23 protein-coding genes are annotated in these 25,500 nt (G+C 40.7%); 13 read left to right on the forward strand and 10 right to left on the reverse strand.

The window, feature by feature from the left end:
- Positions 1 to 26: 26 nt before the first annotated feature.
- On the reverse strand, positions 27 to 746 hold the full coding sequence (locus tag R2Q80_RS03385) for an SDR family NAD(P)-dependent oxidoreductase (protein ID WP_316798232.1): 720 nt from the start codon (positions 744 to 746) through the stop codon (positions 27 to 29).
- 98 nt (positions 747 to 844) lie between these two features.
- Entirely contained in the window at positions 845 to 1,273 is a 429-nt protein-coding gene (locus tag R2Q80_RS03390) for a response regulator transcription factor (protein ID WP_316798233.1), read from the reverse strand.
- Positions 1,274 to 1,795: 522 nt separating this feature from the next.
- Here R2Q80_RS03390 and R2Q80_RS03395 point away from each other — a divergent pair.
- From R2Q80_RS03395 to R2Q80_RS03415, 5 genes are all read left to right on the forward strand, one after another.
- Complete coding sequence (locus R2Q80_RS03395) at positions 1,796 to 2,773, forward strand: aldo/keto reductase (protein ID WP_316798234.1); 978 nt, start codon at positions 1,796 to 1,798, stop codon at positions 2,771 to 2,773.
- 11 nt (positions 2,774 to 2,784) lie between these two features.
- Positions 2,785 to 2,901, forward strand: a complete 117-nt coding sequence (locus tag R2Q80_RS03400) for an SDR family NAD(P)-dependent oxidoreductase (protein WP_316798235.1) — start codon at positions 2,785 to 2,787, stop codon at positions 2,899 to 2,901.
- Positions 2,902 to 2,910: 9 nt separating this feature from the next.
- Complete coding sequence (locus R2Q80_RS03405; RefSeq protein WP_316798236.1) at positions 2,911 to 3,198, forward strand: hypothetical protein; 288 nt, start codon at positions 2,911 to 2,913, stop codon at positions 3,196 to 3,198.
- Between the two features lie 18 nt (positions 3,199 to 3,216).
- Positions 3,217 to 4,131, forward strand: a complete 915-nt coding sequence (locus tag R2Q80_RS03410; RefSeq protein WP_316798237.1) for a helix-turn-helix transcriptional regulator — start codon at positions 3,217 to 3,219, stop codon at positions 4,129 to 4,131.
- A gap of 149 nt (positions 4,132 to 4,280) precedes the next feature.
- Complete coding sequence (locus R2Q80_RS03415; RefSeq protein ID WP_316798238.1) at positions 4,281 to 5,054, forward strand: NIPSNAP family protein; 774 nt, start codon at positions 4,281 to 4,283, stop codon at positions 5,052 to 5,054.
- 337 nt (positions 5,055 to 5,391) lie between these two features.
- Here R2Q80_RS03415 and R2Q80_RS03420 read toward each other — a convergent pair whose 3' ends face one another.
- Together R2Q80_RS03420 and R2Q80_RS03425 are read right to left on the reverse strand one after the other, a co-directional pair.
- Positions 5,392 to 6,093, reverse strand: a complete 702-nt coding sequence (locus tag R2Q80_RS03420) for a response regulator transcription factor (RefSeq protein ID WP_316798239.1) — start codon at positions 6,091 to 6,093, stop codon at positions 5,392 to 5,394.
- Positions 6,094 to 6,100: 7 nt separating this feature from the next.
- On the reverse strand, positions 6,101 to 7,531 hold the full coding sequence (locus R2Q80_RS03425; protein WP_316798240.1) for a HAMP domain-containing sensor histidine kinase: 1,431 nt from the start codon (positions 7,529 to 7,531) through the stop codon (positions 6,101 to 6,103).
- 162 nt (positions 7,532 to 7,693) lie between these two features.
- Between R2Q80_RS03425 and R2Q80_RS03430 the strand changes: the two genes are divergently transcribed.
- The gene (locus tag R2Q80_RS03430; RefSeq protein WP_316798241.1) at positions 7,694 to 9,103 is read left to right on the forward strand and encodes an alpha-L-fucosidase; all 1,410 of its coding nucleotides are present in this window, start codon (positions 7,694 to 7,696) and stop codon (positions 9,101 to 9,103) included.
- Between the two features lie 100 nt (positions 9,104 to 9,203).
- On the forward strand, positions 9,204 to 10,286 hold the full coding sequence (locus R2Q80_RS03435; RefSeq protein WP_316798242.1) for an AI-2E family transporter: 1,083 nt from the start codon (positions 9,204 to 9,206) through the stop codon (positions 10,284 to 10,286).
- Positions 10,287 to 10,340: 54 nt separating this feature from the next.
- On the opposite strand, the gene R2Q80_RS03440 is transcribed toward R2Q80_RS03435, so the two are convergent.
- The 5 genes from R2Q80_RS03440 to R2Q80_RS03460 form a co-directional block, all read right to left on the reverse strand.
- Entirely contained in the window at positions 10,341 to 11,996 is a 1,656-nt protein-coding gene (locus tag R2Q80_RS03440; protein WP_316798243.1) for a carboxylesterase/lipase family protein, read from the reverse strand.
- 30 nt (positions 11,997 to 12,026) lie between these two features.
- Complete coding sequence (locus R2Q80_RS03445) at positions 12,027 to 12,476, reverse strand: DUF2867 domain-containing protein (RefSeq protein WP_316798244.1); 450 nt, start codon at positions 12,474 to 12,476, stop codon at positions 12,027 to 12,029.
- Between the two features lie 39 nt (positions 12,477 to 12,515).
- On the reverse strand, positions 12,516 to 13,463 hold the full coding sequence (locus R2Q80_RS03450; protein WP_316798245.1) for an NAD(P)H-binding protein: 948 nt from the start codon (positions 13,461 to 13,463) through the stop codon (positions 12,516 to 12,518).
- A 62-nt stretch (positions 13,464 to 13,525) separates the two neighbouring features.
- A complete protein-coding gene (locus R2Q80_RS03455) occupies positions 13,526 to 13,777 on the reverse strand; it encodes a hypothetical protein (RefSeq protein WP_316798246.1) in 252 nt (83 codons plus the stop codon).
- A 57-nt stretch (positions 13,778 to 13,834) separates the two neighbouring features.
- On the reverse strand, positions 13,835 to 14,464 hold the full coding sequence (locus tag R2Q80_RS03460; protein ID WP_316798247.1) for a Crp/Fnr family transcriptional regulator: 630 nt from the start codon (positions 14,462 to 14,464) through the stop codon (positions 13,835 to 13,837).
- Positions 14,465 to 14,689: 225 nt separating this feature from the next.
- Here R2Q80_RS03460 and R2Q80_RS03465 point away from each other — a divergent pair, with 225 nt between their 5' ends.
- The 3 genes from R2Q80_RS03465 (at position 14,690) to R2Q80_RS03475 (ending at position 20,654) form a co-directional block, all read left to right on the forward strand.
- Positions 14,690 to 15,070: a hypothetical protein gene (locus tag R2Q80_RS03465; RefSeq protein ID WP_316798248.1), complete on the forward strand. Its 381-nt coding sequence runs from the start codon at positions 14,690 to 14,692 to the stop codon at positions 15,068 to 15,070.
- Between the two features lie 77 nt (positions 15,071 to 15,147).
- Complete coding sequence (locus R2Q80_RS03470) at positions 15,148 to 19,515, forward strand: CusA/CzcA family heavy metal efflux RND transporter (protein WP_316798249.1); 4,368 nt, start codon at positions 15,148 to 15,150, stop codon at positions 19,513 to 19,515.
- Positions 19,515 to 20,654: an efflux RND transporter periplasmic adaptor subunit gene (locus tag R2Q80_RS03475; RefSeq protein WP_316798250.1), complete on the forward strand. Its 1,140-nt coding sequence runs from the start codon at positions 19,515 to 19,517 to the stop codon at positions 20,652 to 20,654. The genes R2Q80_RS03470 and R2Q80_RS03475 overlap by 1 nt, the downstream gene beginning before the upstream one ends.
- Before the next feature lie 98 nt (positions 20,655 to 20,752).
- Here R2Q80_RS03475 and R2Q80_RS03480 read toward each other — a convergent pair whose 3' ends face one another.
- Positions 20,753 to 21,628 (reverse strand): helix-turn-helix domain-containing protein, encoded by an 876-nt coding sequence (locus R2Q80_RS03480; protein ID WP_316798251.1) that lies wholly within the window; start codon positions 21,626 to 21,628, stop codon positions 20,753 to 20,755.
- A gap of 559 nt (positions 21,629 to 22,187) precedes the next feature.
- On the opposite strand from R2Q80_RS03480, the gene spt reads away from it, so the two are divergent.
- The 3 genes from spt to R2Q80_RS03495 are packed head-to-tail and all read left to right on the forward strand — an operon-like array spanning position 22,188 to position 25,497.
- Positions 22,188 to 23,393 carry a serine palmitoyltransferase gene (gene spt, locus R2Q80_RS03485; protein ID WP_316798252.1) on the forward strand — a complete coding sequence of 402 codons (1,206 nt, stop codon included), beginning with the start codon at positions 22,188 to 22,190 and terminating at the stop codon, positions 23,391 to 23,393.
- Positions 23,390 to 24,511, forward strand: coding sequence for a hypothetical protein (locus R2Q80_RS03490; protein ID WP_316798253.1), 1,122 nt, complete (start codon positions 23,390 to 23,392; stop codon positions 24,509 to 24,511). The genes spt and R2Q80_RS03490 overlap by 4 nt, the downstream gene beginning before the upstream one ends.
- The gene (locus R2Q80_RS03495; protein WP_316798254.1) at positions 24,508 to 25,497 is read left to right on the forward strand and encodes an NAD(P)-dependent oxidoreductase; all 990 of its coding nucleotides are present in this window, start codon (positions 24,508 to 24,510) and stop codon (positions 25,495 to 25,497) included. Before R2Q80_RS03490 ends, R2Q80_RS03495 begins: the two co-directional genes overlap by 4 nt.
- Positions 25,498 to 25,500: the final 3 nt, after the last annotated feature.

Genomic DNA, 25,500 nt, shown 5'->3' on the forward strand with positions numbered 1-25,500 from the left:
TAGAGGTTAATAAAATTTCATTATTGCTAAAATGTTGTTTTCAAGTTGCCAAGGCCACCATCTACAGGTATAATTTGTCCGGTTATCCAGTTGCTTTCAGCAGACAGTAAAAATGCAATGGCAGCACTGATGTCTTTTGCTGCACCATATTTCCCCAAAGGATGTCTTTTTGCTGCAGCTTCCATTTTTTCAGGCGTATTCAGAAGTTTTGAAGCAAGCGGTGTATCAGTCAAAGACGGCGCCACAACATTAACCCGGATTTGAAGGCTACTTAATTCTGCAGCAAGTGAAAGTGCCAATCCCTCAATCGCCGCTTTCGATGCCGCAATGCTAGAATGGAAAGCCATCCCGGTTCTTGCGGCAACAGAACTGATGAGTACAATAGATGCTGAAGAAGAATTCTTCAACGATTTTAGCGATTGCTGTATAGATGAAGCGGCACCAACCACATTGAGTTTGAAATCATCGATAAAATCACTCTCCGAAATTCTGCCAAATGGCTTCAGGTTGATATTTCCGACACAGTAAACCAGTCCATAAAGTTCTTCAGGCATGAATGAGGATAAAGCTGATGTAGAATCCAGTACATCCATTTCCAGATATTTCACCGATTCAGGCCAGAGGGGTGAGCGGCTTCTACAGGCTGCAAGAATATTCGCACCCTCTGCATTCAATGTATGAACCAGGTCCAGCCCGATGCCAGAACTTGCACCCACAATAAGTATATTTTTGTTCTCAAATCTCATAAATACTGATTTAGATAATTAGTATATTTATGAACCAATTTAGCGGGATAAAGTTTATAAATAAAATATTAGATCTCCGAAAACAACGGGCCAGAAAATTATCTAATCTCCCCGATATTTGTTTTACCACGACGATAAACATCTCTGATGACTTTGCAAAATTCTTCTGTGGTAATTAATTTAGGAATATATGCCGCTACACCCGCGGCCCGCGCCAGGCTAACATAACGTGAACCAGACTCATTGGTCATTAAGATCACCTTGCTGTCTGGCCACTCACTCAAAATGATGGCTGCGGCTGTAATGCCATCCCTTTCAGGCATATTCAAATCGGTAAGGTATATGTCTGGTCTTAGTTTGGCTTTACGCGCAGCATGAACCAATTGCTCACCATTGTTAACGGCAAAGTCAACAACAAATCCGTTTTCTGTAAGTGTTTTTACAGTGCTTTTCAATTCCCAGCTATCGTCTTCAGCATATCCGACAGTGATGTGGTGCTCAGGTTCATACGGAGTTTCTTTACTCATAATTAAAAGATTTAAAGTGTAAATTGTTTATCCACAAGGTCTCTTATCATCAATCCTACCGATGTTTATAAATTCAATCCTCGTTAAGCGTTAGGCCATTAATAATTCAATAACAACAATCAACTCCGATCTGTACAAACACAGGCGCAGATCAGTTATTGACCTTAATTAAAAAGAGATGATTTGGGATATCATTGCCAGGTAATAAGGGGTTTGGGAGCACCCGGTGCTTCATATTAACCTTTCAGCAATTGATATTTTAAATTTAATTGACAGATTTGTTAAAAGCAAACAATACTAAATATTTTTAGTTAAGTGTTCGCTTTCCTAGCCAATTCAGCATTCATTTTTGTTTGTAACCTTGCTTACCCAGTCACCGTGTAAACAAAATAGTGTTCAACCAAATTTGAAAATCTGAATACAACAATTACCAATTCAGATACATTTCACCAGGCAACTATTCTGAGATTTGTTCATGATATCTAAGCCGGCCTTTAGATAAAAATTTTAAAGAATAAAATTATGCAAAAAAGAAAATTAGGGAATAGCGGATTGGAAGTTTCCGCATTAGGCTTCGGGTGTATGGGTTTAAACTTTCTGGATGGCAAAGGTCTTGATAAAGAAGATGCCATTACTCTACTGCGTAATGCAGTTGAACGGGGTATTACATTTTTTGATACCGCGGAAGCTTATGGGCCTTATACCAATGAGGAACTGGTTGGCGAAGGGTTACAGCCTTACAGAAAAGACGTTGTGATTGCTACAAAATTTGGTTGTAAAAACGCCAGACCAACAACAGGATTAGACAGCCGACCTGAAACAATAAGGGCAGTAACCGAAGCATCTTTAAAAAGATTGAAGACAGATTACATTGACCTGCTTTACCAGCATAGAGTTGACCCCAATGTTCCAATAGAAGACGTTGCAGGGACGGTAAAAGACCTGATTCAAGAGGGGAAAGTGAAATATTTCGGTTTATCGGAAGCAAGTGCCAAAACTATTCGTAAGGCACATTCTATCCTGCCAGTATCTGCATTACAAAGTGAATACTCCTTGTTTTGGCGTGAACCTGAGAACGAAATTATCCCAACATTAGAAGAGCTTGGAATTGGCTTCGTTCCGTTTAGCCCTTTGGGTAAAGGTTTCCTCACCGGTACCATAGATTCAAAATTAGCAGATGTTGACCGCAGAAATGTCATTCCTCGTTTTAGCGAAGAAAACATAAAGGCCAACCTGATTTTGGTGGACGCACTTTCTGAGATTGCCGGGCAAAAAAATGTTGCAACCGGACAATTGGCATTGGCCTGGCTTTTAGCGCAAAAACCGTGGATAGCACCCATACCAGGAACAACTAAATTACATCGTTTAGAGGAAAATATTGAGAGTGTGAATGTGGTATTAACAGCCGCTGAACTCTTGAAAATTAACACAGCAGTAGATGCAATAACACTCGTAGGAGACCGCTATCCTGAAGTTTTAGAAAAACAAATTGACAAATAAAATTAACAGTAATGCAGAATATCAAAGGAAAAGTAGTGGCCATTACAGGTGCGAGCAGTGGAATGGGCAAAGCTATAGCCATAGAATTAGCAAAATACGGTGCGAAGGTGGTTTTAGGGGCAAGATGAACAGAACATTTGCAACAACTTGTTGAACAGATTAAAAGCAAAGGTGGTGAAGCCACCTTTGTTCAAACTGATGTAAAGTATAAAACTGATTTAGTTACAGGCATTTCACCCGGCTTTGTGAAAACCGATTTTGCGAATAACATCAAAAACGAAGAAATGAAAACAGTTATTCAAAATGGGATGGGCCAGATAGCCATAGATCCCGTTGCAATTTCCAATGCTGTACTATATGCGTTAAGCCAACCCGACGATGTTGAAATCGGCGACATCGTTATTCGTCCGTCCAAACAGAATTGATTAATTTCGTAAACGAAAATGCAGCAACAATCTAAAATCAATCAAATCAGTAGCATATCGCAACTGGTGCGTGCTTTAGGACTTCCAGCACCATTGCACCCATTGGTTGCTTTAATTGATTACAATAATGTTTCGATTGAAATGTTTCCAAAAGGGGAAAAAGTAAGTCTTGATTTTTATAAAATTTCCTTTAAACCCACCTTTACGGGGCAAATAAAATACGGACAAGGCCACTATGATTTCGAAGAGGGTGGCTTGGCATTTTTAAAACCTAAACAAATCGTTTTTCCACCAGTACACTCAGAAAGCTATGAAGGGATCGCTCTTTATTTTCACCCTGACTTTATCAGGAATTATCCCTTAGGAAAAACAATCAGTCAATATGGCTTTTTCTCTTATGATGTTTCAGAAGCCTTATTCTTATCAGCTAGGGAAAAGGAAACTATTGCTCACTTATTTGATACCATAGCCACAGAATTGGGCAATAATATTGACAGTTTCAGCCAGGATGTTCTGGTGTCTCAAATAGAATTGCTATTGAATTACAGTAATCGTTTTTACAACAGGCAATTTATCACGAGGAAAGCAATCAATCATGATATTGTAACTTCTCTTGACCTGCTTTTAAACCATTATTTTGAAGAAGAAAACAGCCTCAAAAATGGTTTGCCCTCTGTGAAATATATCAGTACGGCATTAAATATATCGCAACGCTATCTTAGCGACATGCTGAGCTCGTTGACAGGGCTCAATACACAGCAGTATATTCAGAACACGATTATAGAAAAAGCTAAAGAAAAATTATCAACAACCCATCTTTCCGTCTCCGAAATTGCCTATGCACTGGGCTTTGAACATTCACAATCATTTAGCAAACTTTTCAAAACGAAAACAAAAGTTTCACCCCTGGAGTTCAGACACTCGTTTAATTAATCGAACTCTTTTGCCGGGCAGGTGCAAACAAATACTAACGAAAAATATCACTTCAACAAATGAATTTGGCCAGGATAATACTAAATTTGAGTAAACATGGTCTTGTAAGCAAGGGGTGTAAGTTTTTTTTAAATTAAATCAAATATACCGTGAAATCCATCCTTACTAAAACACTTGTTTTCGCAATTGCTATAATTGCTTTATCGGCTAATATTTTTGCTGCCAAAGCGGTATTTTATTATCAAATTAAAGTATATCATTTAAAAACTACTGCACAAGAAAATACGATTGATGCGTATTTAAAAACTGCTTACTTGCCGGCTTTGCACAGGGCAGGTGTAAAAGATATCGGGGTTTTTAAACCGATAGTTCAGGATACTTCAGAAAAGCTTATTTATGTTTTTATCCCCTTTAAAAAATTAACCGATTTAGATAAAATCGATATGAAGATAAGCCAGGATAAACAATATGCTGAAAGCGGAAAATCCTATTTAAACGTTTCGTATAATGATGCACCGTATACGCGTATTGAATCTATTCTATTGAAAGCTTTGTCTGCGATGCCGGAATATTCGCTCCCAAAACTGACTACACCTAAAAACGAACGGGTTTATGAATTGAGAAGTTACGAAGCTGCTACCGAAAATCTTTCAGTCAATAAAATTGGGATGTTTAATGATTATGAAGTCGAGATCTTTTCGAAGCTGGACTTTAATGCGGTTTTTTACGGACAGGTCATTTCTGGCAGCAAAATGCCTAACCTCATGTATCTCACTACTTTCAACAATAAGGCCGATAGAGAAAAGCACTGGGCGGCTTTTGGACCGGAGTATAAAAAGATCAGCGGCTTACCAAAGTATCAGCATAATGTTTCTAAAAACATTACCTTATTTCTATACCCTGCTGACTATTCTGATTTTTAATACATTTAAGGTTTTTGTTGCCATGTAGATTGTGATTTTTTCTTAATGAAACGACAATTTTGTCTCGGCGGATCGGGTACTGATAAATAACCTCGAGGGATAATTAACAGGATTCTTACTTGGTTATAATAGGGGTTTCACTTGGTTCTTATTTGGCTAAAACCAAATAATACCCATTTTAAATGCCTTTAAACCCACTTTTTGAAGCGCAATAGCCCTTAGCCACTGTTTAAACCCGGTTTACGATAGCATTTTGTAGTCAGCTGATAAATCACCTGACTGGCGTACAGGAAAATAACTTTCTAACTAAAAGAGGTGCCTGTTTCGTATTTAAGACTCACTTCACCTTCAGGATATAGCCCAGACCATAAACATTTTCGATGCTTACCTGACCGGAAGCTTTGAAAAGTCGCCTTAACCTGGAGATGAACACTTCCAGGCTTTTGCCATTAAAATAATCGTCGTTGCCCCATAATGCAATCAACAGGTCTTTTTTCTTCACTACCTGGTTGATGTTGGCAGACAGATGATCGAGCACCTCAGCTTCTCGCACAGTTAACGATCTTTCTTTGCCATCGGGTAAAAGCACAAACAGCTGATCTTTCTGATAGCTGATGTCGCCGATTGTAACAACGCTCTCCATAGCTTTTGAAGCCATAGGTGTGTTAGGGAATTTATTTATAATGTTCCCGATGCGGAGCACCAGTTCCTCAATTTCAAATGGTTTAGAGATATAATCAATGGCGCCAATTTTTAGTCCCCGCATCCGGTCATGCTTTTCATTATGCGCAGTTAAAAAGAAAAAAGCCTGGTTTGGATTTAGCTTTACAATTTCGGTACTTAGGTCAAAACCATTCATGTCAGGGAGTTGGATATCAATGATCACCAGCTTATTATCAAGTTGATGCAGTCGGTAGTAGTCCAGTGTATCGGCTGCTGATTGAAACCAGCGCACAGTGAATCCCCTCAACTTCAGGTATTCTGAAACTACATTGCCCAAATCTACTTCATCTTCGATGATGACGATATCGTATTTCATGTTGATTTCAGTTTGAATTAATGATAACAGAACCCTTGGGGATGTAGACCATAAACTCGGTTCCGGTACCAATATCCGACTTTACGTCGATACGCCAGCCATGTAAATCTACAGATTGCTTAACGTAGTACAAGCCCAAACCCAATCCAGGTACGGTTTTATCCCTTTCTTCCCGAAAAAATTTATCAAAAAGTTTAGATATGTTGGCCGCTGCAATCCCTCTCCCGTTATCTTTAATGTGCAAAACGAAATCATCACTATCTTCGCTGAGGAAGATAAATGTGTTTTTAACCGCATTTTGATTGTGTTTAAATGAATTGTCGAGCATGTTTTGCAGCATGGTGGTAAACATAAAAGGATCAATCATTAATAAAATTTCGCTGTGATGCGGATCAAAAGTAATGGAATGTGGTTCAGGAACCTTAATTTTAAAATCATTTATAATGGCAAGAACAGTATAGTTCAGGTCAGTTTCCTCCAGATTAATTTTATTGCTAATTTCTGAGATCTCCAGCATCTGATTAATGTGTGAATGCAAACGCAGGGCCTGGCGCTCTACAATATTTACCAATGCTTTTACACGGTTGCGGTCATTTAACACTTCGTCTTCATGCAGACTTTTACTGGCCACTAATATGGTGGTAACCGGCGTATTGAATTCATGTTTAATGCTGTTAAGGAAGTCAGATTTCACCTCGGTTTCTTTCTTTTGCCGCATCCAGTTAATGTAGGTGTAATAATTGATGGCTACTATGATTGCAATGCACAAGGCTACCAGGAGGAAAGTGGGCAACATTTGCATCGCAACTCTTAATGGTCTGCCTGGGGCATCAACAAACAAATTGAATGTAATGCGGTAATCGTACATTAATGTTCCGCTAACCGAAAGGTTGGTTACCCGGTTTTGCAAATTCGGGAAGCTGAGGTTTCCATCGATAATTACACCAAAGGGATGAGCTGACGGAAGCAGCGTTTCATTATTGCTTTTGTGGTTAAAAAGGAAGACGTTTCCCTTGTTTTTATTGAAGTTAATCTCAAAGGATTCGAAGGTGAGCAGATACTGCAGGTGTGCATCCAAGCCATTCCTTTTGACAATAGATTTGAAAATACTATCCATTGAACTTTTCGCCTTCAGGTGAAGGAGTAAGGTATCGGCTACCTTTGCCGCCAGCGCTTTAAAGTTTTTACCATTGCCATCATACGCTGCTTTTAGCCCAGCCATATTTCGGGATAAGATGCTGTCTATGATCTTTCCGCCGCCCTGATAAAGCTTATCATCAGGAATGCTGCGGCCATATTCATCGTTTATTAAGGTTTTGTCTTTAATCTGGTAATCCCTGTCGCGAAGTACATAGGTATTATAAGTTAATCTCAGCTGAACAAAAAGCAATATGAGAAAGCTTATCAATACGACGGATTTATATAGGCGATCTTTCATATTTACCCCTAAAAATAGCGCTATTATTCCAAAATCTCATCCTGTTAAGCTTCTGTTAGGCTTTTGTTAGGTTTCCGTTAGATAAATGATTGAACGGGGTGCAGTATTTTTGAGTATCATAAAAATTAAATTAAGCCTTTACACCACACCAACTAAATCAATATGAAAATTAGAAAATTAGCACTAACGCTCCTTGTTCTTACAGGCTTGATCTTCATTGAACAGGTTTCTGCACAACAAACAGCAGGTAAAAAAAACTTAACAGATTTGCAGCAGGATTTTGTGAATCTTGGTTTTGGGATGTTTATCCACTACGGAATGCCAACGTTTATGGATCAGGACTGGTCTAATCCCGAAGCAGCGCTATCCTTGTTTGAATCGCCAAAGCTGGATGCGGATCAGTGGGCAAAAGCAGCAAAGTCGGCCAATATGACTTACGGTTGTCTAACTACCAAACACCATAGCGGCTTTCCCATCTGGAATACCAAAACCACCAGCTATAATGTAATGAATACACCGCTGAAACGCGATGTAGTGAAAGAATATGCTGATGCGTTTCGTAAAAACGGATTGAAAGTGATGTTATATTACTCCATTCTGGATACGCACAATGGCATCCGCCCAAACCAGATTACTCCTGCACATATCAAGCTGATTAAAGATCAGATTACAGAATTACTGACCAACTATGGTGAAATTACCGCTTTAATTATCGATGGGTGGGATGCACCATGGTCAAGAATTTCGTATGATGATGTTCCATTTGAAGATATTTATTACCTCATTAAATCTTTGCAACCAAATTGCCTGGTAATGGATTTGAACGCAGCAAAATATCCGACTGAGGCACTCTTTTATACTGATATCAAATCTTATGAACAGGGAGCAGGTCAGTTTATCTCTAAAGAGAGCAACAAACTGCCCGCATTGGCTTGTTTGCCCTTACAGCAAAACTGGTTCTGGAAAACATCGTTTCCGACTACTCCGGTTAAAAATGTAAATGAGCTGGTGAACAAGTTCATTATCCCATATAATGGTGTTTATTGTAATTTCATCTTAAATGTTGCGCCAAATAAAAATGGTTTAATTGATGATAATGCACTTGCCGCACTTAAAGAAATGGGAAAGCTTTATAAGCGGTCTGCTCATCCGTCAAAGTTGCCACCATTTTCGGCGCCTATCATCTCAAGCAATATTGCAAAGCATGTTGTGAGCAATAGCAGCTGGAGCGATGACATGAACTTAATGGATTTTGCCAATGATGATAGTTTCAGGTCCAGTTGGTCTTCGAATCCGGAGGTAAAAGCCCCCTGGTATGAAGTGAAGTTTGAAAAAGCCCTGCCTTGCAATATGGTTGTCATCACTGCGGGCAACGCGTCGGGCGCTAAATACGGTCTTGAATATTTCGCCAATGGAAAATGGTTGCCACTTAAAGCGCAGGCAGCCGGGGAGAAAAAGGTAAGTATTTTTAGATTTGAAAGGATCTGGTGCGAGAAAATCAGGGTAAAGCTGTCTGATTTCAAAGAAGCACCGGCAATAGCAGAGTTTGGGGTTTATAATGAAAGGAATTAGGGTTTAATTAATTATTGTTCTATCGGATAAACCATTAATAACTACCTAAAAATCTCCTCCAGGATTAAACATTCGGCATCCAGGCGTGTTACCTAATCATATGGTAAAACTTACACAATCTGTGAATACCCTGTTGCTCTTTGTCTTGTCATTTGGCGGGCTTTATTTTGCATCACCTTTTTTAATTCCCGTTATCCTGGCTGCGGTACTCTCAATGGTTTTTATTAGATTGTGCAGCTACTTTGAGCGGAAAGGTTTGAGTAGAAATGTTTCTTCCTTGATCTGTATTTTTCTTTTCGTGCTGGTGGTTGCCCTGATCATTGGCTTGCTTTCGATACAGCTGGGGAGTTTTGCCGATAATCTGGACGCGATGGAACAGCGGCTTGTCAGGATGCTGGAGTCGCTGAAACAGTGGATTAACGAGGCTGTTGGAATAAAGAAAGATACCCAACAGAAGGTAATAGACCAAAATACGAAAGGTAAATCCAGCAGTATGATTCTTTCGTTTGCTATGGGGATGGTAGGGATTTTAGTGAATACCATATTGGTTCTGGTATACATGTTTCTGTTTCTCTCCATGAGGCGTCACATTAAAAACTTTATCCTCAAACTGGTGCCCCGGAAAGAAAATGAAGATACCTCACTGGTGATCCATCAGGCGGGTAAGGTTTCGCAAAAATACCTGAGTGGGCTTGGAGCAATGATCGGAATGTTGTGGGTAATGTATGGCATTGGTTTCAGCATTGTAGGTGTAGAGAGTGCAATTTTCTTCGCCGTGCTTTGTGGGTTGCTGGAGATTATTCCATTTGTGGGAAATTTAACGGGTACTGGTTTAACAGTACTTGCAGTTGTAGCGCAGGGTGGCGATGCAAAAATGATCGTGGGCGTACTGATCACCTATTTTTTGGTACAGTTTATTCAAACGTATATTCTGGAGCCGGTAGTAGTTGGTGAACAAGTAAATATCAATCCATTGTTTACCATTATGGCTATTGTGCTCGGCGAACTGGTTTGGGGGATAGCCGGAATGATTTTGGCTGTTCCCTTACTTGGTATGGCCAAGATTATTTGCGACAGCTACCCCGAATTAAAACCTTATGGTTATTTAATCGGACCAGAAAACCCTGGTAAACCCAATACTTCGATGATTGACTATGTGAAAAAGTTATTTGCGAAAAAATAGTGTTACACGATGGTAACGATCATGATATGGGTGAAAATGAAGATCAATAAATCATTATTCTTCTTTACCCAGGCGTTCCAGTAATTCGTACCGTTTGGTTTGCTGCTCGGTTTCAATTATGCTGGCTTCCTGTATCTTAATAAACTTTCTGCCTTCTTCAGCACGATAGCGAGGCCATTCAACCTCGTTTGCTGCTTCAGTGACAGAGCTGTTGGGATTTCCGTTTTTGATGAAATTCACAAAATAACCCTGCATTTGTTCAGATACCCGGTAGTCGGCTTTCTGCCATGCATAATTGTCCTGGACATCCAGATTACCCAGGGCATATTCAATTTCGGAAGCATGAAAAGATGTTCCGGATATCGCGCCGTTGATTAATTTTTTAATCAGTACTTGCAGAAAACTGCCCTCACGAATGGTTCGAGGATTAAGTCCGGGATGGGGATGGGCAAAAAGGTAACGGTAAACCGACACTTTTGGGTTTGATGAATGGAGCTCCGCCAGTTTAAAGCTGCTGTAATTGATCAGCCGGTCACTCATCATTTCACCTGATGATTTTTTCAATTCAGCTTTGTTTCCTGACGGGTACAGGGCTAGCACTTCATCTGCGTGATCGCCATAGAATTTTCTCAGTGCTGTTTTATAGTTTTTATCATTCATTTTACGAAGACGATAGAGGGCAAGGGCAGGTACTTCCTGAGCATTCCAGCCCATCAATAGCGGAATTTTAGCCTGGTTTCCTTTTCTGAAAGTTTCCTCCGGACGTTCGACAAGAAAATAACCATCAATTGTTGGTTTAAAGCGCCGTGGGTTTCCTTTTTCAACAAGCTTTAATAGTTTAATGGGGCTCATGGCGCGAAGGTCTGCTATAGAAGGTGATTTAGCCTGGAGAGAAATTTCCGTTCCCATGGCCTCAGACTTTTTAAGCGGAATAACCAGCGCTTTTGAATCGAGCAGCGAGCCACTTTCGGCAATCGCACCTGAAAATAATCCTTTAGAAAGCGGGGTAGCCATCAGTGCACTTACCGACTGGGCGCCAACAGATTCGCCTCCGATGGTAATTCTGTTCGGATCTCCGCCAAAGGCCGCTATGTTTTCTCTTACCCATTTTATCGCAGCCAGTTGATCCATAAGACCGTAATTTCCCGATCCTCCATAGGTGGATTCCTTACTCAGTTCAGGGTGCGACATAAAGCCAAAAACGCCAAGACGGTAATTAATGGACACGTAAACAATTCCTTGTTTCGCCATGCTGGTTCCATCGTAAGCCACCTGGGATCCATCGCCATGTATGAAAGAACCGCCATGGATATAAATGTATACTGGTTTTCGCTCCTGATTTGAGGATGCTGAAGTCCACACGTTGAGAAAAAGGCAGTCTTCACTTACCTCTTCCGATCTGAATTCGTAAAGCAGATTTGAATCCTGGATCGGGCGGGCACCAAATTTATCCGCTGACCTGACCCCGTCCCACTTCGGCGCGGGTTGTGGCGCTCTCCATCTCAAATTCCCAACCGGCGCCGCGGCATAGGGTATACCTTTGTACGCGAGTACATTGTGTTCGGATCTGGTCCCTTGTAGCTGCCCCTGGGTAAGGCTGATCTTTGTGGTTAATCTGGATACCGGTGTTTCTGTAGCGATTGTAACCTTGGTAAAAAAAATAGAGAAGATGAAATAGATTACTGCTTTTAAGGTGATGGTACGAGTCATACAAATAAATGCGTCAGTGCTAAATTAAATTTAATTTGGTTTATTCGGCGACTTTACAATTTTTGAAAGCATACCCCTGAAAATGAAATAATGAAAAGGAAGCATCGCTATCCAATAAAGCCGCCCCGCCAGTCCAAGGGGACGGAACGTGGCTGTTTGGTGTACAAAGCCCTTCTCATCTATCCGAAACTCTAACCAGGCTTCTCCCGGGAGTTTCATTTCTGCATACAGCAGTAGCCGCTTCTGTTCCTTTGAAGAAAGAATTACGCGCCAGAAATCGAGCGCATCACCTGGAGAAACAACGGCTGCGTTTTTTCTCCCACGTTTAAGTCCTACTCCTCCGAAAAGCTTATCCAGAAAGCCCCTGAATTCCCACAGCCAGTTTCCGTAGTACCATCCGTTTCTTCCACCGATAGAGAAAATCCGGTTCAGTGCCTGCTCCGGATCTTTAGCCCGCATTTTTTGCTTGTCGCTTAACACCCCAAAGGCTGGTACGGCAATATGTTCAGAAAGCCGCTTTTAAAAAATACGGTTGTTCCCCGAATCGTTCCAGCTGGAAAGTACCAGGTTTTGTTCAATTTTTTCGAAGGCCATGGAAATGGCTTCTTTATAAGGGATGAGCTCGATGTTAAGTAGCTCATGCAAATCGTTCTTTTCCGGAATAACATCTATCTTCATACTCTCTACCAGGTTCCTGGCCAGGGGGTAGGAGGTGGAGGTAACAAAATAAAGCCAGTAGGAAGAGAGTTTTGGGGAGAAAACCGGAACGATAATGATTTTTCTGCGGAGCTTTCTCACTTCTGCAAACTGCTCCAGCATTTCTTTGTAATTAAGCAAATCGGGACCGTAGATGTCAAAGTGCTTATGGTAAGTTTCTTCTTTATTCAGTACGCCTGTTAGAAACTCGATTACATTCCGGATCGCCACAGGCTGACACCGGGTTTTAAGCCATTTTGGCGCTACCATTACCGGAAGTTTCTCGACCAGATCGCGGATGATTTCGAAAGATGCACTGCCAGAGCCAATGATAATTCCGGCACGTAAAACGGTTAAAGGGGTTTTGCCTTCTTTTAAAGTATTTTCAACCGCTTTCCTGCTTTCCAGATGCTTGCTTAGCTCTTTTTCGTTGATGATTCCAGACAGGTAAATGAGCTGTGCAGCCTTTGTGGTATCTATAAATTTTATAAAATTGCGTGCAGACTGCAATTCAGTGTCGCTGAAGTTTCCTTTTTTGCTCATTGAATGTACCAGGTAATAGGCAGCTTCGATGTCTTTTGGTACATGGCTCAGCGTCTCAGGCTTCATCAAATCGGCCTCCACAACATCAACCATCTCGGCTTTGAAAGCTTTGACATCTAAACGCTCCTTGTCTCGTACCACGCAGGTAACGTGATGGCCCATTTCCAGTAAAACAGGAAGCAGCCGTTTTCCAATATAGCCAGTGGCACCAGTAAGCAGGATCTTCATATCCTGTTAACAACTGTTAATGCATATTGTTCCGCACGCCGTATAATTGCAGCTTAGCCGTGCTAGGCGGGTTTTACCTGTCTGGAAATGCTTTCCAGCACTTTGAAGCTGAAAACATGACGACCATTAAGCCATCTTTTGATCTCATCAGGGTTAATATCCAAAGCAACCGCCAGGTCGTTTTCATTGAGCTGATTTTCTTTAATTGATGCCGCTGTTGTTTCGGCGAGTTGCTGGTTCAATCTATTGATTTCTTCAATAGCAGGGTTTCCGGTTTCTTCCAGCCAGATGGACACAAAATCATTTTCTTGCATGCGTATGATCAATTTGCCGCAAAAATAGGGATAATGATCGAGATGTAAAATCAATAATTAAATTGCCTTCCGCATCCTCAGATTTAGCTGTTGTCCTTCTCTGTTTCTGATCCGGGATAAGGTTTCCTGTCTCATGCCGAGATAGCTGGCTACGCAGCGGAGCGGTAATTTTTCGATATCCATGTTTTTATCATTTAAGAAGTGCCGGTAGCGGTCAATTCCTGATGGGAGTCTGGCCAATAATGCCCTTTGAGATGCAGTATGATATTGCAAGGCAAGAATCTGTCTGGAAATTACACTGGCTTCAGGGAACTCAGCATACAGCTTGTCAATCAGCGTATAGGGGATACAGATCACTTCGCAATCTTCCAGGGCCTGCAAAAACTCAGGCGAATAGGTGGAAACACCATCAGGATGCCTGATGGCTCCGATCAACTCATTACCAAAGCTGAACCAGGTGGTGATTTCCTTTCCTCCTTGTTTGATAAATCCCCTCATGATGCCGCTGCAGACAAAATAAAGGCACTCATTGTTATCAATAGGCGAAAGTAAATATTTGTTTTTTCGAACATTCATAGTGAATGCCTGCCCATCGAATGCTTTTTTATAACTTTCGCTAATGGGGTGGAATTTCTCCAGATAGTTAAATAGTGGCGATAAAAATGAACTTTGGTTCTGAAGTTTCATGGGACGCTTAGTTAGTTTGTTTGATAATTCGAATATAACAGCTTTGTTACATGTGTGCAAATGCTTTACGAAGATTTTAAATTAATTCATAATTTCTTCATGAAATTTCAGAAAAATGAAGCATAAATGGGAATGGAGTAATAGAATGCTAAAATTACAGGAAAGTTACAGTTAGATTCAGCTCGTCTGATTTGTTTTGATTGCCATGCTCGCTATATTTGCGCCGTGAACAGAGTTGTTATTATTTTCCTATTCCCTGTCATCATTTTTAATACTTCGGTCAGAGAGGTTTTAAAATTGCCGCAGCTTGTCTCACATTTCTGTCAGCATCAACAGATCAATTCACATATCAGTTTCCTGGACTTTCTGGAGATGCATTATCTGGGAGAAGACCTTGATGACGATGATGAGGAGGAAGATATGAAACTTCCCTTTAAAAAAGTCGATGGGCATCACGTAATCTCTATCTGCGTTCCGGCAGAAAAATTTACATTATTAAAAGCTACGTGTGTTAATCTTTTAACCGATTGCGCTATAGCTTGGACAAAAATGCATACCAATCCAATTACTGGCAGTTTATTCCGGCCGCCAATGGGTTCGGCGTAATATCTACCTATTTATTTGTTTCAAGTGTCTGATTCACAGTGCTTGATGATATGTCGATCCATTTTAATTAATTTATTATGCTAAATAAGATCATCGGCTTCTCCGTTCGGAATAAGCTGATTATTGCCTTGTTTGTACTTTCCCTTGTTGGATGGGGGAGCTACGAAGCAACAAAATTACCCATTGATGCGCTGCCTGATATTACTGATAATCAGGTTCAGGTGATCACAGTTTCGCCTTCTCTTGGTGCTCCGGATATTGAACGTTTAATTACTTTTCCCATTGAACAGGCCTGTAGTAGTATTTCTGGTCTGAAACAGATCAGAAGCTTTTCACGCTTTGGGCTTTCCCTGGTTACCATCGTTTTTGATGAAGAAACGGATGTTTACTGGGCAAGGCAGCAGATTGCCGAACGTTTACAGCAGGTTCAGCAGGAAATTCCGGCAGGAATAGGATCCCCTGCAATGGCTCCGGTTTCAACAGGACTTGGAGAAATTTACCAATACGTTGTGCGCGCTAAAAAGGGCTATGAAGGTAAATATGATGCACAGTCGCTACGCACTATTCAAGACTGGATTGTACGTCGTCAGCTTTTAGGCACCCCTGGTGTAGCTGAAGTATCCAGTTTTGGTGGGCGACTTAAACAATACGAGGTTGCCGTACGTCAGGATCAATTAAAAGCCTACGGACTTACAATTGCTGAAATTTTTGACGCCCTTGAAAAAAACAATGAAAATACCGGCGGCGCTTATATTGAAAAAGGACCCACAGTGCTGTACATCAGGAGCGAGGGCCTAACCACCAGCCTTGCTGATATTGAAAAAATTGTGGTGAAAACCCTGAATAACGGAATGCCTGTTTTGATGGGGCAAGTAGCTAAAGTACAGTTTGGTTCTGCTATTCGTTACGGCGCTATGACCTATAATGCATCTGGAGAGGTTGCGGGTGCTGTGGTGATGATGTTGAAAGGCGAGAATTCATCTGTAGTGGTTAAAAGAGTAAAAGAAAAAATCGCCGAGATTCAGAAAATGGTGCCTGAAGGGATAGTAGTAGAGCCTTTTTTGGATAGAACAAAGATGGTTGACAACGCAATCAGTACTGTAGAAACCAATTTAATGGAAGGTGCACTGATTGTAATATTCGTGTTGGTGTTTTTTCTTGGAAATATCAGGGCGGGGTTAATTGTCTCTTCAGTTATTCCACTTTCCATGCTTTTTGCAGTTATTCTGATGAATAAGTTTGGTGTTGGGGGCAATCTGATGTCTTTGGGTGCTATTGATTTCGGACTCATTGTGGACGGGTCTGTCATCGTGGTGGAAGCCATTTTGCATCGGTTTTCACACAGTAAACACTTTCGTGCCATAGGTCAGATCAATCAGAATCAAATGGATGTAGAAGTAGAAAAATCTACCGGTTCCATGATCAAGTCAGCGGTATTTAGTCAGATCATCATTCTGATCGTATACCTGCCGATTCTATCTCTGGAGGGAATTGAAGGCAAGATGTTTAAACCAATGGCATGGACAATTGCTTTCGCAATTCTTGGGGCTTTTATTTTATCGGTAACCCATGTCCCGATGATGTCGGCGCTGTGTTTAAACAAAAAAATAAGCCATAAGAGAAACATTACCGACCGGTTAATGGCGTGGCTGGAACGTCGCTACCAGCCCATTCTCTCGTCGGGACTCCGGTTTCCGAAAACCATCCTTGCCGTTACGGTTTCTCTCTTTGCCATTTCGGTATTCATTATGGGTGGTCTGGGAGGTGAATTTATTCCCCAACTGGAAGAGGGTGATTTCGCCGTGGAAACTCGTTTATTGACAGGAAGTAACCTGAACAATACCATTGAAACTACACAGAAAGCTTCAAAAATTTTAATAGATCAGTTTCCGGAAGTGATTAAAATAGTTACGAAAATTGGTAGTGCGGAAGTACCTACCGATCCGATGCCTTTCGAGGCTGGGGATATGATGGTTATTCTCAAATCTAAAAAAGAATGGACCTCAGCAAAATCATTCCCGGAGTTAAGTGCTAAAATGACCAAAGCTGTGGAAGTTATTCCCGGTATTACTGTTGGCTTTCAGTTTCCGGTTCAAATGCGTTTTAATGAGCTGATGACCGGTGCCAGGCAAGATATTGTATGCAAAATATTTGGGGAAGACCTCGATTCGCTTGCTGCGTATGCTAAAAGCCTCAGCAATATCATTTCCACTGTAAAAGGTGCAATTGATATATATGAAGAGCAGGTAACCGGAATGCCACAGGTGGTGATCAGATATAACCGTGATGGAATGGCAAAGTACGGCGTGAATGTTAATGATGTAAACAGAGTAGTGAACACTGCTTTTGCCGGCCAGATTGCCGGCCAGGTATATGAAGGAGAAAAACGTTTTGATATGGTGGTGCGACTAAATGAAGCAGCAAGGAAAAATATACATGATGTAGAGCAGTTAATGTTGCTTACCAAAGCCGGGAATCAGATTCCACTGAATATGGTGGCCAATGTAGAAGAGGTTGAAGGTGTGAACCAGATTCAGCGTGAAAACACAAAAAGAAGAATCATTATTGGCTTTAATGTTAAAGACCGTGACGTGCAGTCAATAGTAGAAGAACTACAACAAAAAGTTGCTGCGAAGCTTAAGCTGTCTAAAGGTTATACCATATCTTATGGTGGATCTTTTGAAAACATGACTGCTGCAAAGTCCAGGTTGGCAATTGTGGTGCCTATCGCTCTTTTGTTGATTTTTCTGCTGCTTTATTTCGCTTTCAGCTCTGTAAAACAAGGTTTATTGATTTATACCGCTATTCCATTGTCGGCAACGGGGGGTATATTTGCCTTATGGATAAGGGACTTGCCTTTCAGTATATCGGCTGGTGTAGGTTTTATTGCCTTGTTTGGAGTGGCTGTATTAAATGGTATTTTGCTGGTGACTGAATTTAACCGCTTGAAAAAAGAGGGCTGGACAGATGTTAAGCGCATTGTAATTCATGCTACAAAATCAAAGTTAAGAGCTGTATTGATGACAGCCCTGGTTCCTTCTTTAGGGTTTATTCCTATGGCCATCAGTACAGGCGCAGGCGGTGCTGTTCAAAAACCATTAGCAACGGTGGTGATTGGAGGCTTATTGGTATCAACTTTATTAACCTTGTTTGTTTTACCCATGTTGTATATTTTGTTTGAACGTGGCTTTGGTTACTTCAAGCCAAAAGCCACTGCTATGATACTATTTGCTATAATGTCAGTCGGTGTCTTGCAAGCAAATGCTCAGGAAATAACACTTAAAGCCGCTTTGGATACGGCGTCAAAAAATAATATTTCTTTAAAAATAGCCAGTACTGAAATCGATTATTATAAGCAATTAACCCGAAATACCTTCGATGTTCCAAAAACGGCGTTTGCTTTTGATTATGGAAAATTTAATAGTCTCGCCAATGATAACAAATTCTCGTTGGTCCAGAATCTTGAGTTTCCTACGGTTTACAGTAGACAATCGGCGGTGCATCAGGCAAGTGTTGGGGTGAGTTCCGCGCAGCTGAATGCCAGGGCCCTGGATTTAAAAGCCGAAGTTAAAAATGTTTATTTCTCTATCGTAACGATTGCAGCAAAACGCAGGCTATTGCTTTGGGCAGATAGTGTTTATGGCGCGTTTGCTGAAAAGTCTTATCAAAGATTTAAATCGGGCGACGTGGACGTGCTGGAATGGCGAACTGCCGAGAATCAAAAACAGCAGATCAGCAACCAGCTGGAATTACTGATTTCAGATTACAACCAATATTTGAAAAGGTTTAAATTTTTATTGAATAGCAACCATAATCCAGTTCCGGCAGACCGCGACTTGATATATCCGCTAAGCTTGATAGAAAAAGGCGGTGGGAATAATAGTCCCTTAGTTAGATTGAGCGAAACACAACTGGAGTTAGCAAAAAAGGAGCAGGCCTTGGAGGGGAGCAAGCTACTGCCATCAATCAGCTTTGGTTACAATAATTCCAGTATTGTTGGTTGGCAAACTAACAGCATGGGTGCTGAACAATATTTTGATCGGCATAACCGGTTTTCATCGTTTAGCATCGGATTGGGGATTCCACTTTTTTTCGGAGCGCAGCAATCAAAGATAAAAGCTTTAAAAATTGCTGTTCAGCAGAAGCAGGCAGAAGTAGATTTGATGCGTAAGCGTGTGCACAGTGACATTGAGATTGCCATTGATCGTTATCTGCAACTGGATAAGATCATTAAATCTTTTCAGAAAATTAACCTTAAAAATGCAGCGGATATTATCAACGCAGCATCGGCAAAACTGAATGCAGGTGAAATTGCTTATCTGGACTGGGTGATTCTCGTTAACCAGGCGATCCAGCTTAAAGCAGATTACTTTGATAAAGTGCAACAACTTAATGATACTGCGTTTGAAATAGAAAGATTAACAGCAAGAGATAATAATACATAATGAAAAATATAGTAAATGTGGGATTAATGGTGCTGGCAATGCTTGCGGCATGTGGCAATCCGGACAAAAGTAAAGACCAGGTTTTAACCGATACAACGTTGATGATCAACGCAAATGAAGTACAACTAAGTGCCGCGCAAATGAAGAATGCAGGGATATTAGTTGGTAGGGTGGGGAAGAAAAGCATGCACGACGCCATAAATGTAAATGGTGTTGTCGATGTGCCACCTGAACACGCATATTCTGTAAGTGTGCCTATGGGCGGTTATATTAAAAGAATGATTATTCTTCCGGGTATGCAAGTGAAAAAAGGCAGTGTACTTGTAACTGTAGAAGATCAGCAATATATTCAGCTACAGCAGGACTACCTGACTGCTAAAAATAAGCTGAAATTTTCTGCTGCCGATTATACCCGTCAAAAAGGACTAAACGAAACTAAGGCAACCAGTGATAAGGTTTTTCAGCAGGCAGAAGGAGAGTTTAATAACCAAAAAGTGCTGGTAAAATCTCTGGCGGAGAAATTAAGGCTTATTGGAATTAATCCAATAACCTTAACTGAAGATAAAATTACCAGAACAATTAATGTTTATGCGCCCATAAGCGGCTCGGTAACCAAGGTGAATGTTAATGCAGGTAAATTTGTAAATCCTACCGACATTCTTTTTGAACTGATCAGTCCGGGTGATTTACATGCCAGCCTTAATGTCTTTGAACGAGATGCCGCTAGCCTTAAGGTTGGTCAGGAGATCATTTGTACCAGCACTGCAAACCCGGATAAGAAATACACTGCGAAAATTCATCTAATTACGCCGAATATTGATGGAGACCGTACGATGAGTGTGCATTGCGATATCGAAAATGCGGATAGCAGGTTGCTGCCCGGTACCTTCCTGAATGCTTCAATTTCAGTATCAAACCGTTCGGTAGAGGCTGTGCCTGAAGACGCTGTAGTGAAATGGGAAAATACATATTATTTATTTGAAGATTTGGGTAGCAGAAAGTTTAGATTGGTACCGGTTGAAGCTGGTATAACTATGGATGGTTATACACAGGTTAGCTCTAAAAAGATGCCTGGACAGATTGTAATCAAAAATGCATATGCGATACTAATGAAGATGAAAAACAGCGGGGAGGAGTAACTTATACACACTGAATTCGCTTTTTTGCCACGGAAGTAAAGGGTACTTGGAAAGTCTTAACATCACTTATGACTTAGTGCTGTGCTTCCTTGGCTTTCTTATACCGCGAATTTGTTCGATAGTTTGTACGATGAAGGGCTGAAGCCTGTATGCTTTTTGAAGTACTTTCCAAAAAAAGAGGAGTTGCAGAAACTCAGTTCCATGGCCACCTCAGAAATATTCATCTGATGGCTGGTAAGCAATAACTTGGCTTCTTTGATCACCATTTCATCAATCACTACACTGGCCGTTCTGTTTGTTACCTGTTTAACCACCTGAGAGAGGTGCCTTGCGGTAATGCGTAAGGCATTGGCATAGTAGGTGACCTGGCGCTCGCTTTTAAAGTTTTCAGATACCAGATTGAGAAATCTATTGGTCAGATCGGCCTTGCTGTCATGTACTACCGGGCTATACTGTCTTTTCCGGTTGTAAACCAGGAAGACATCGTACATGATTTTCAGAAAACTATTGTGCGTGATATTCTCCATCTGAGGAATACTTTGGGGGGCATTCATTTTTTTATGCAGGCCCAGCATATCGTAATAAATGAAGGTATAATCCTCTTTGGTTAAGGTGAGTTTAAACGAAGGATTATCATGCGACATTTTATACATTTCTCCATAGTTGAAAAAAACACCCTGATTTAGCAGGTAGTTCTTGTCAAAGAAAATACAGATCATAGAGGCACTTCTATTGTCTACAATCTCGTAAGCAGAATTTGGTGCAATCAACAGCAGTTCGCGTGGGTTTAATGTTTGTGAGGCAAAATTAACGTTAATACTCAGCTTTCCTTTAGTCACCAGAAGTAAGGCATAACCAACGGTACGTATAGGGTTTCTAAAAGTAGGATGGGGGTGGCTGCTGGTAAAAATTTTGGTTAACAGGCCATTGTTCAAAGATAGGATCTCTTCGCAGGAACTTTCTTGTCTTGGCATTTTATAAAGGGAGTGTTGCAGTAGATTCATCTGTTCGTCTTTATAATTTCTTAACAAATAGCTTCTTTTGGTGCAACATTTGGCATATCATTGAATGGGGATGTTTAGGTTGCTGTTTTTTGTGAAAAACAACGTTGGCAAATCTAATATCTGAGATCAGATTTACAAGAAATTTTTTTTAAAATGACTAAATTCTGATTAGATTGCGCTGTTGTGATTAAAAATGAAATTTTCAATATGGAGTTAAAAATCAGTGTATTATATCCTTTTTTTGACTTAATGAGCTGTATTTAACCTTTTTACTTTTTTTTAAAAAAAGTCAGAATGTCAATTGGTCAATTCATTTAAATGTCACATTTTACCAATCCTACATTTTGACCAATATATACTACATATGAACCTTTTTTTGCCTTCAAATCTACGTTAAAATTGTGTTATCAAATCACTTGGTTTAGATGACCGGAATAAGGTGTCTGGTTTTTTTACAAGTGATGCTATTTTCCTTAGGGTAACAGGAATTGATAAACACCTTTTAAACTGAAGAACAATAACGTTCAGCATGCGTAAAAAATTACAAGATAGAATCGCATCTTTTAAAGATGCAGTACTGATTAAGGAGCGGGGTTTGTATCCTTATTTCAGGTCGATTGAATCTGCACAAGATACAGAGGTAATCATCAATGGCCAAAAAGTGTTGATGTTTGGATCAAATTCCTATTTGGGCCTCACCAATCATCCAAAAATAAAAAAAGCTGCGCAGGAAGCAATAGAAAAATATGGGACGGGTTGTGCAGGATCAAGATTTTTAAATGGAACACTAGATATCCACCTGGAACTGGAAAAGCGCCTTGCTGATTACGTGGGTAAAGAAGCTGCGGTATTGTTCAGTACTGGTTTCCAGGTAAACCTGGGGGTAATATCCTGTTTACTTGATCGTAACGATTACCTGTTGCTTGATGAATATGACCATGCTTCCATTATCGACGGTAGCCGTTTGGCATTTGCACGTACCATTAAGTACGCCCATAATGATATGGACGACCTGCGTAAAAAGTTAAGCCGCCTTCCTGAAGATGCCGCAAAGCTTATTGTTTCTGACGGGATATTCAGCATGGAAGGGGATTTGGTAAACCTGACCGAAATGACTGAAATTGCCCGTGAGTATGGTGCAAATATTATGATGGATGATGCCCATAGTTTAGGGGTGATCGGCTTCAATGGTTCTGGTACGGCTTCTCATTTTAATCTGAATGACGAGGTGGATCTGATTATGGGTACCTTTAGTAAATCACTGGCTTCGCTTGGCGGATTTATTGCAGGAAGTGCCGATACCATTGAATTTATTAAACACCGCGCCCGCTCACTGATGTTCAGTGCAAGTATGCCTCCATCGGCGGTTGCCAGTGTAATTGCAGCTTTGGATATTATTGAATCTGAACCTGAGCGTATCGATAAGTTGTGGGCAAATACGAATCATGCTAAAAAACAACTTATTGAGGCTGGTTTTGATATCGGTGAAAGCAATAGTCCGATTATTCCGGTTTACATTAGAGACAACGATAAAACCTTTATGGTAACCAATATTTTGCAGCAGGAAGGTGTTTTTGTAAATCCTGTTGTGTCTCCTGCTGTTCCTTCTGATGCATCGCTGATCAGATTTTCGCTGATGGCGACACATAGCTTCGAGCAGATTGATATTGCCATAGAAAAATTAAAATTTGCATTTAAAGCCGTTAACGCCGACCTGTTAGGCGTACAATCATGATAGATGTTGTAAAAGTTTCCGATAAGAAAGGCTTAAAAGCTTTTATCGATTTCCCTCATGCATTATATGCAAAGGATGTCAATTATGTTCCTGAGCTGTTTATCGCTCAGCGGGATTTGTTAAGCCCCGGCAAGCATCCGTTTTACGAACATTCGCAGATACAACTTTTTTTAGCCTATCGTGATAAGGAAATTGTTGGCAGAATTGCTGCAATTAATAACACCAACCACAACAAAACTTACGAAGTTACTGACGGTTTTTTTGGCTTTTTCGATTGTATTAACGATAAGGAAGTAGCGACAAAATTATTCCAGGCAGCTGAAGCCTGGTTGAAGGAAAAAGGCCTGACCAAAGTTTTAGGTCCTGCCAATTTTTCTACAAACGAGGTATGTGGTTTATTAATTGAAGGTTTTGACGGACCGCCGGTAGCAATGATGCCATATAATGCGCCATACTATCTGAACCTGTTAGAGCATCTGGGATTCACAAAAAATGTGGATCTGCGTGCCTACCGCTACACTGCCGGGAATTACAGTGAACGATCGGTTAGGTTAATGGAGGGCATTGAGGGACGCCTTAAACGTAATGACATTACCCTGAGAACCATTAACCTGAAAAACTTTGCAGCAGAAAGTGCCGCAATACGGGAAGTGTACAATAAAGCATGGGATAGAAACCTGGGTTTTGTACCGATGACGGATAAAGAATTCGATTATACGGCAAAAGACCTCAAAATGGTGCTGGATCCGGAGTTTTGCATTCTGGCCGAACAGCATGGTAAGATTGTTGGTTTTGCATTGGCAATTCCTGATATCAATCAGATTTTAATTAAAATAAAGCGTGGGCGTTTACTGCCAACTGGTCTCTTCAAACTCTTAATGAACAAAAAGAAGATCGATGGAATTCGTATATTGTTACTTGGTGTAGTAGATGGTTACCGTAAAATGGGTATTGAAGCCTGTTTGTACGGAAGAATTATCAAACACTTTAAAGCCCGGAATATGAAATATGCCGAGGCCAGCTGGACACTGGATCATAACGACATGATCAATAAACCCATCGAAGATATAGGTGGACAACTGTATCGGAAATACAGAATTCTGGAAAAAGCAATATGAAAAAGCGAGTACTCATTACAGGTGCAACAGGATTTGTAGGTTTTCATATCATTGAGGCAGCTCTTGCTGCTGATATGGAGGTGTTTGCAAATGTGCGTCAATCCAGCAAGGTTGATCATCTGCAGCATTATGCCATCAATTTCGTTGAACTGGATTTTGAGTCGATCTATGCTTTAACTGCGCATATCAGTGAGTACCGTTATGATTACATCATCCACGCTGCGGGAGTAACAAAAGCAGAAAGCCTGGCAGAATATAATCGGTTTAATGCTTCTTACAGCAGAAACCTGGCGATAGCCGCAACATCGGCCGCACACCGGATTGAAAAGTTTGTGTTTGTAAGTAGTCTGGCGGCATTAGGGCCATTAAACAGCTCGGCTAGTCTTCTGGAGGATAGTGGTGTTTCTAACCCGGTTACTTACTATGGAAAAAGTAAATTACTCGCTGAATCATACCTGAGTAATATTCCGATGTTGCCGTTGATTGTGTTTCGACCTACAGCTGTTTATGGTCCGCGGGAAAGGGAAATTCTGATTGTGCTGAAAGCTATAAAAAGAGGAATTGAAGTTTACCTGGGTAAAAGGGAACAGCAGCTAAGCTTTGTTTATGTGAAGGATCTGGCAGAAATTATGGTTAGTGCCCTCCAGTCAGATGTAAAGGGTAAAGCGTACAACGTCTCAGACGGTGAAGTATACGGTCGTTCTTCCCTGGCGGATTACACCAAAGCTTTGCTCCTTAAAAAAACCCTGAAAGTAAAGTTTCCGATCGGTGTGTTAAAAGGACTTGCCTGGTCGCTGGAAAAAGGATTTAAACTTTTCGATAAAGTTCCTACACTCAATATTGATAAAATTAATGAACTCACAGGCGTAAACTGGGCTTGTAACATTGAAAATATAAAAAAAGACCTTGGTTTTAAGCCCCGATACCAGCTTGAGCAAGGTTTAAGTGAAACGATAGATTGGTATCAGAACAATAACTGGTTATAAGAA

Source organism: Pedobacter frigidisoli, from assembly GCF_032678525.1.
GTDB classification, from domain to species: Bacteria; Bacteroidota; Bacteroidia; order Sphingobacteriales; family Sphingobacteriaceae; genus Pedobacter; species Pedobacter frigidisoli_A.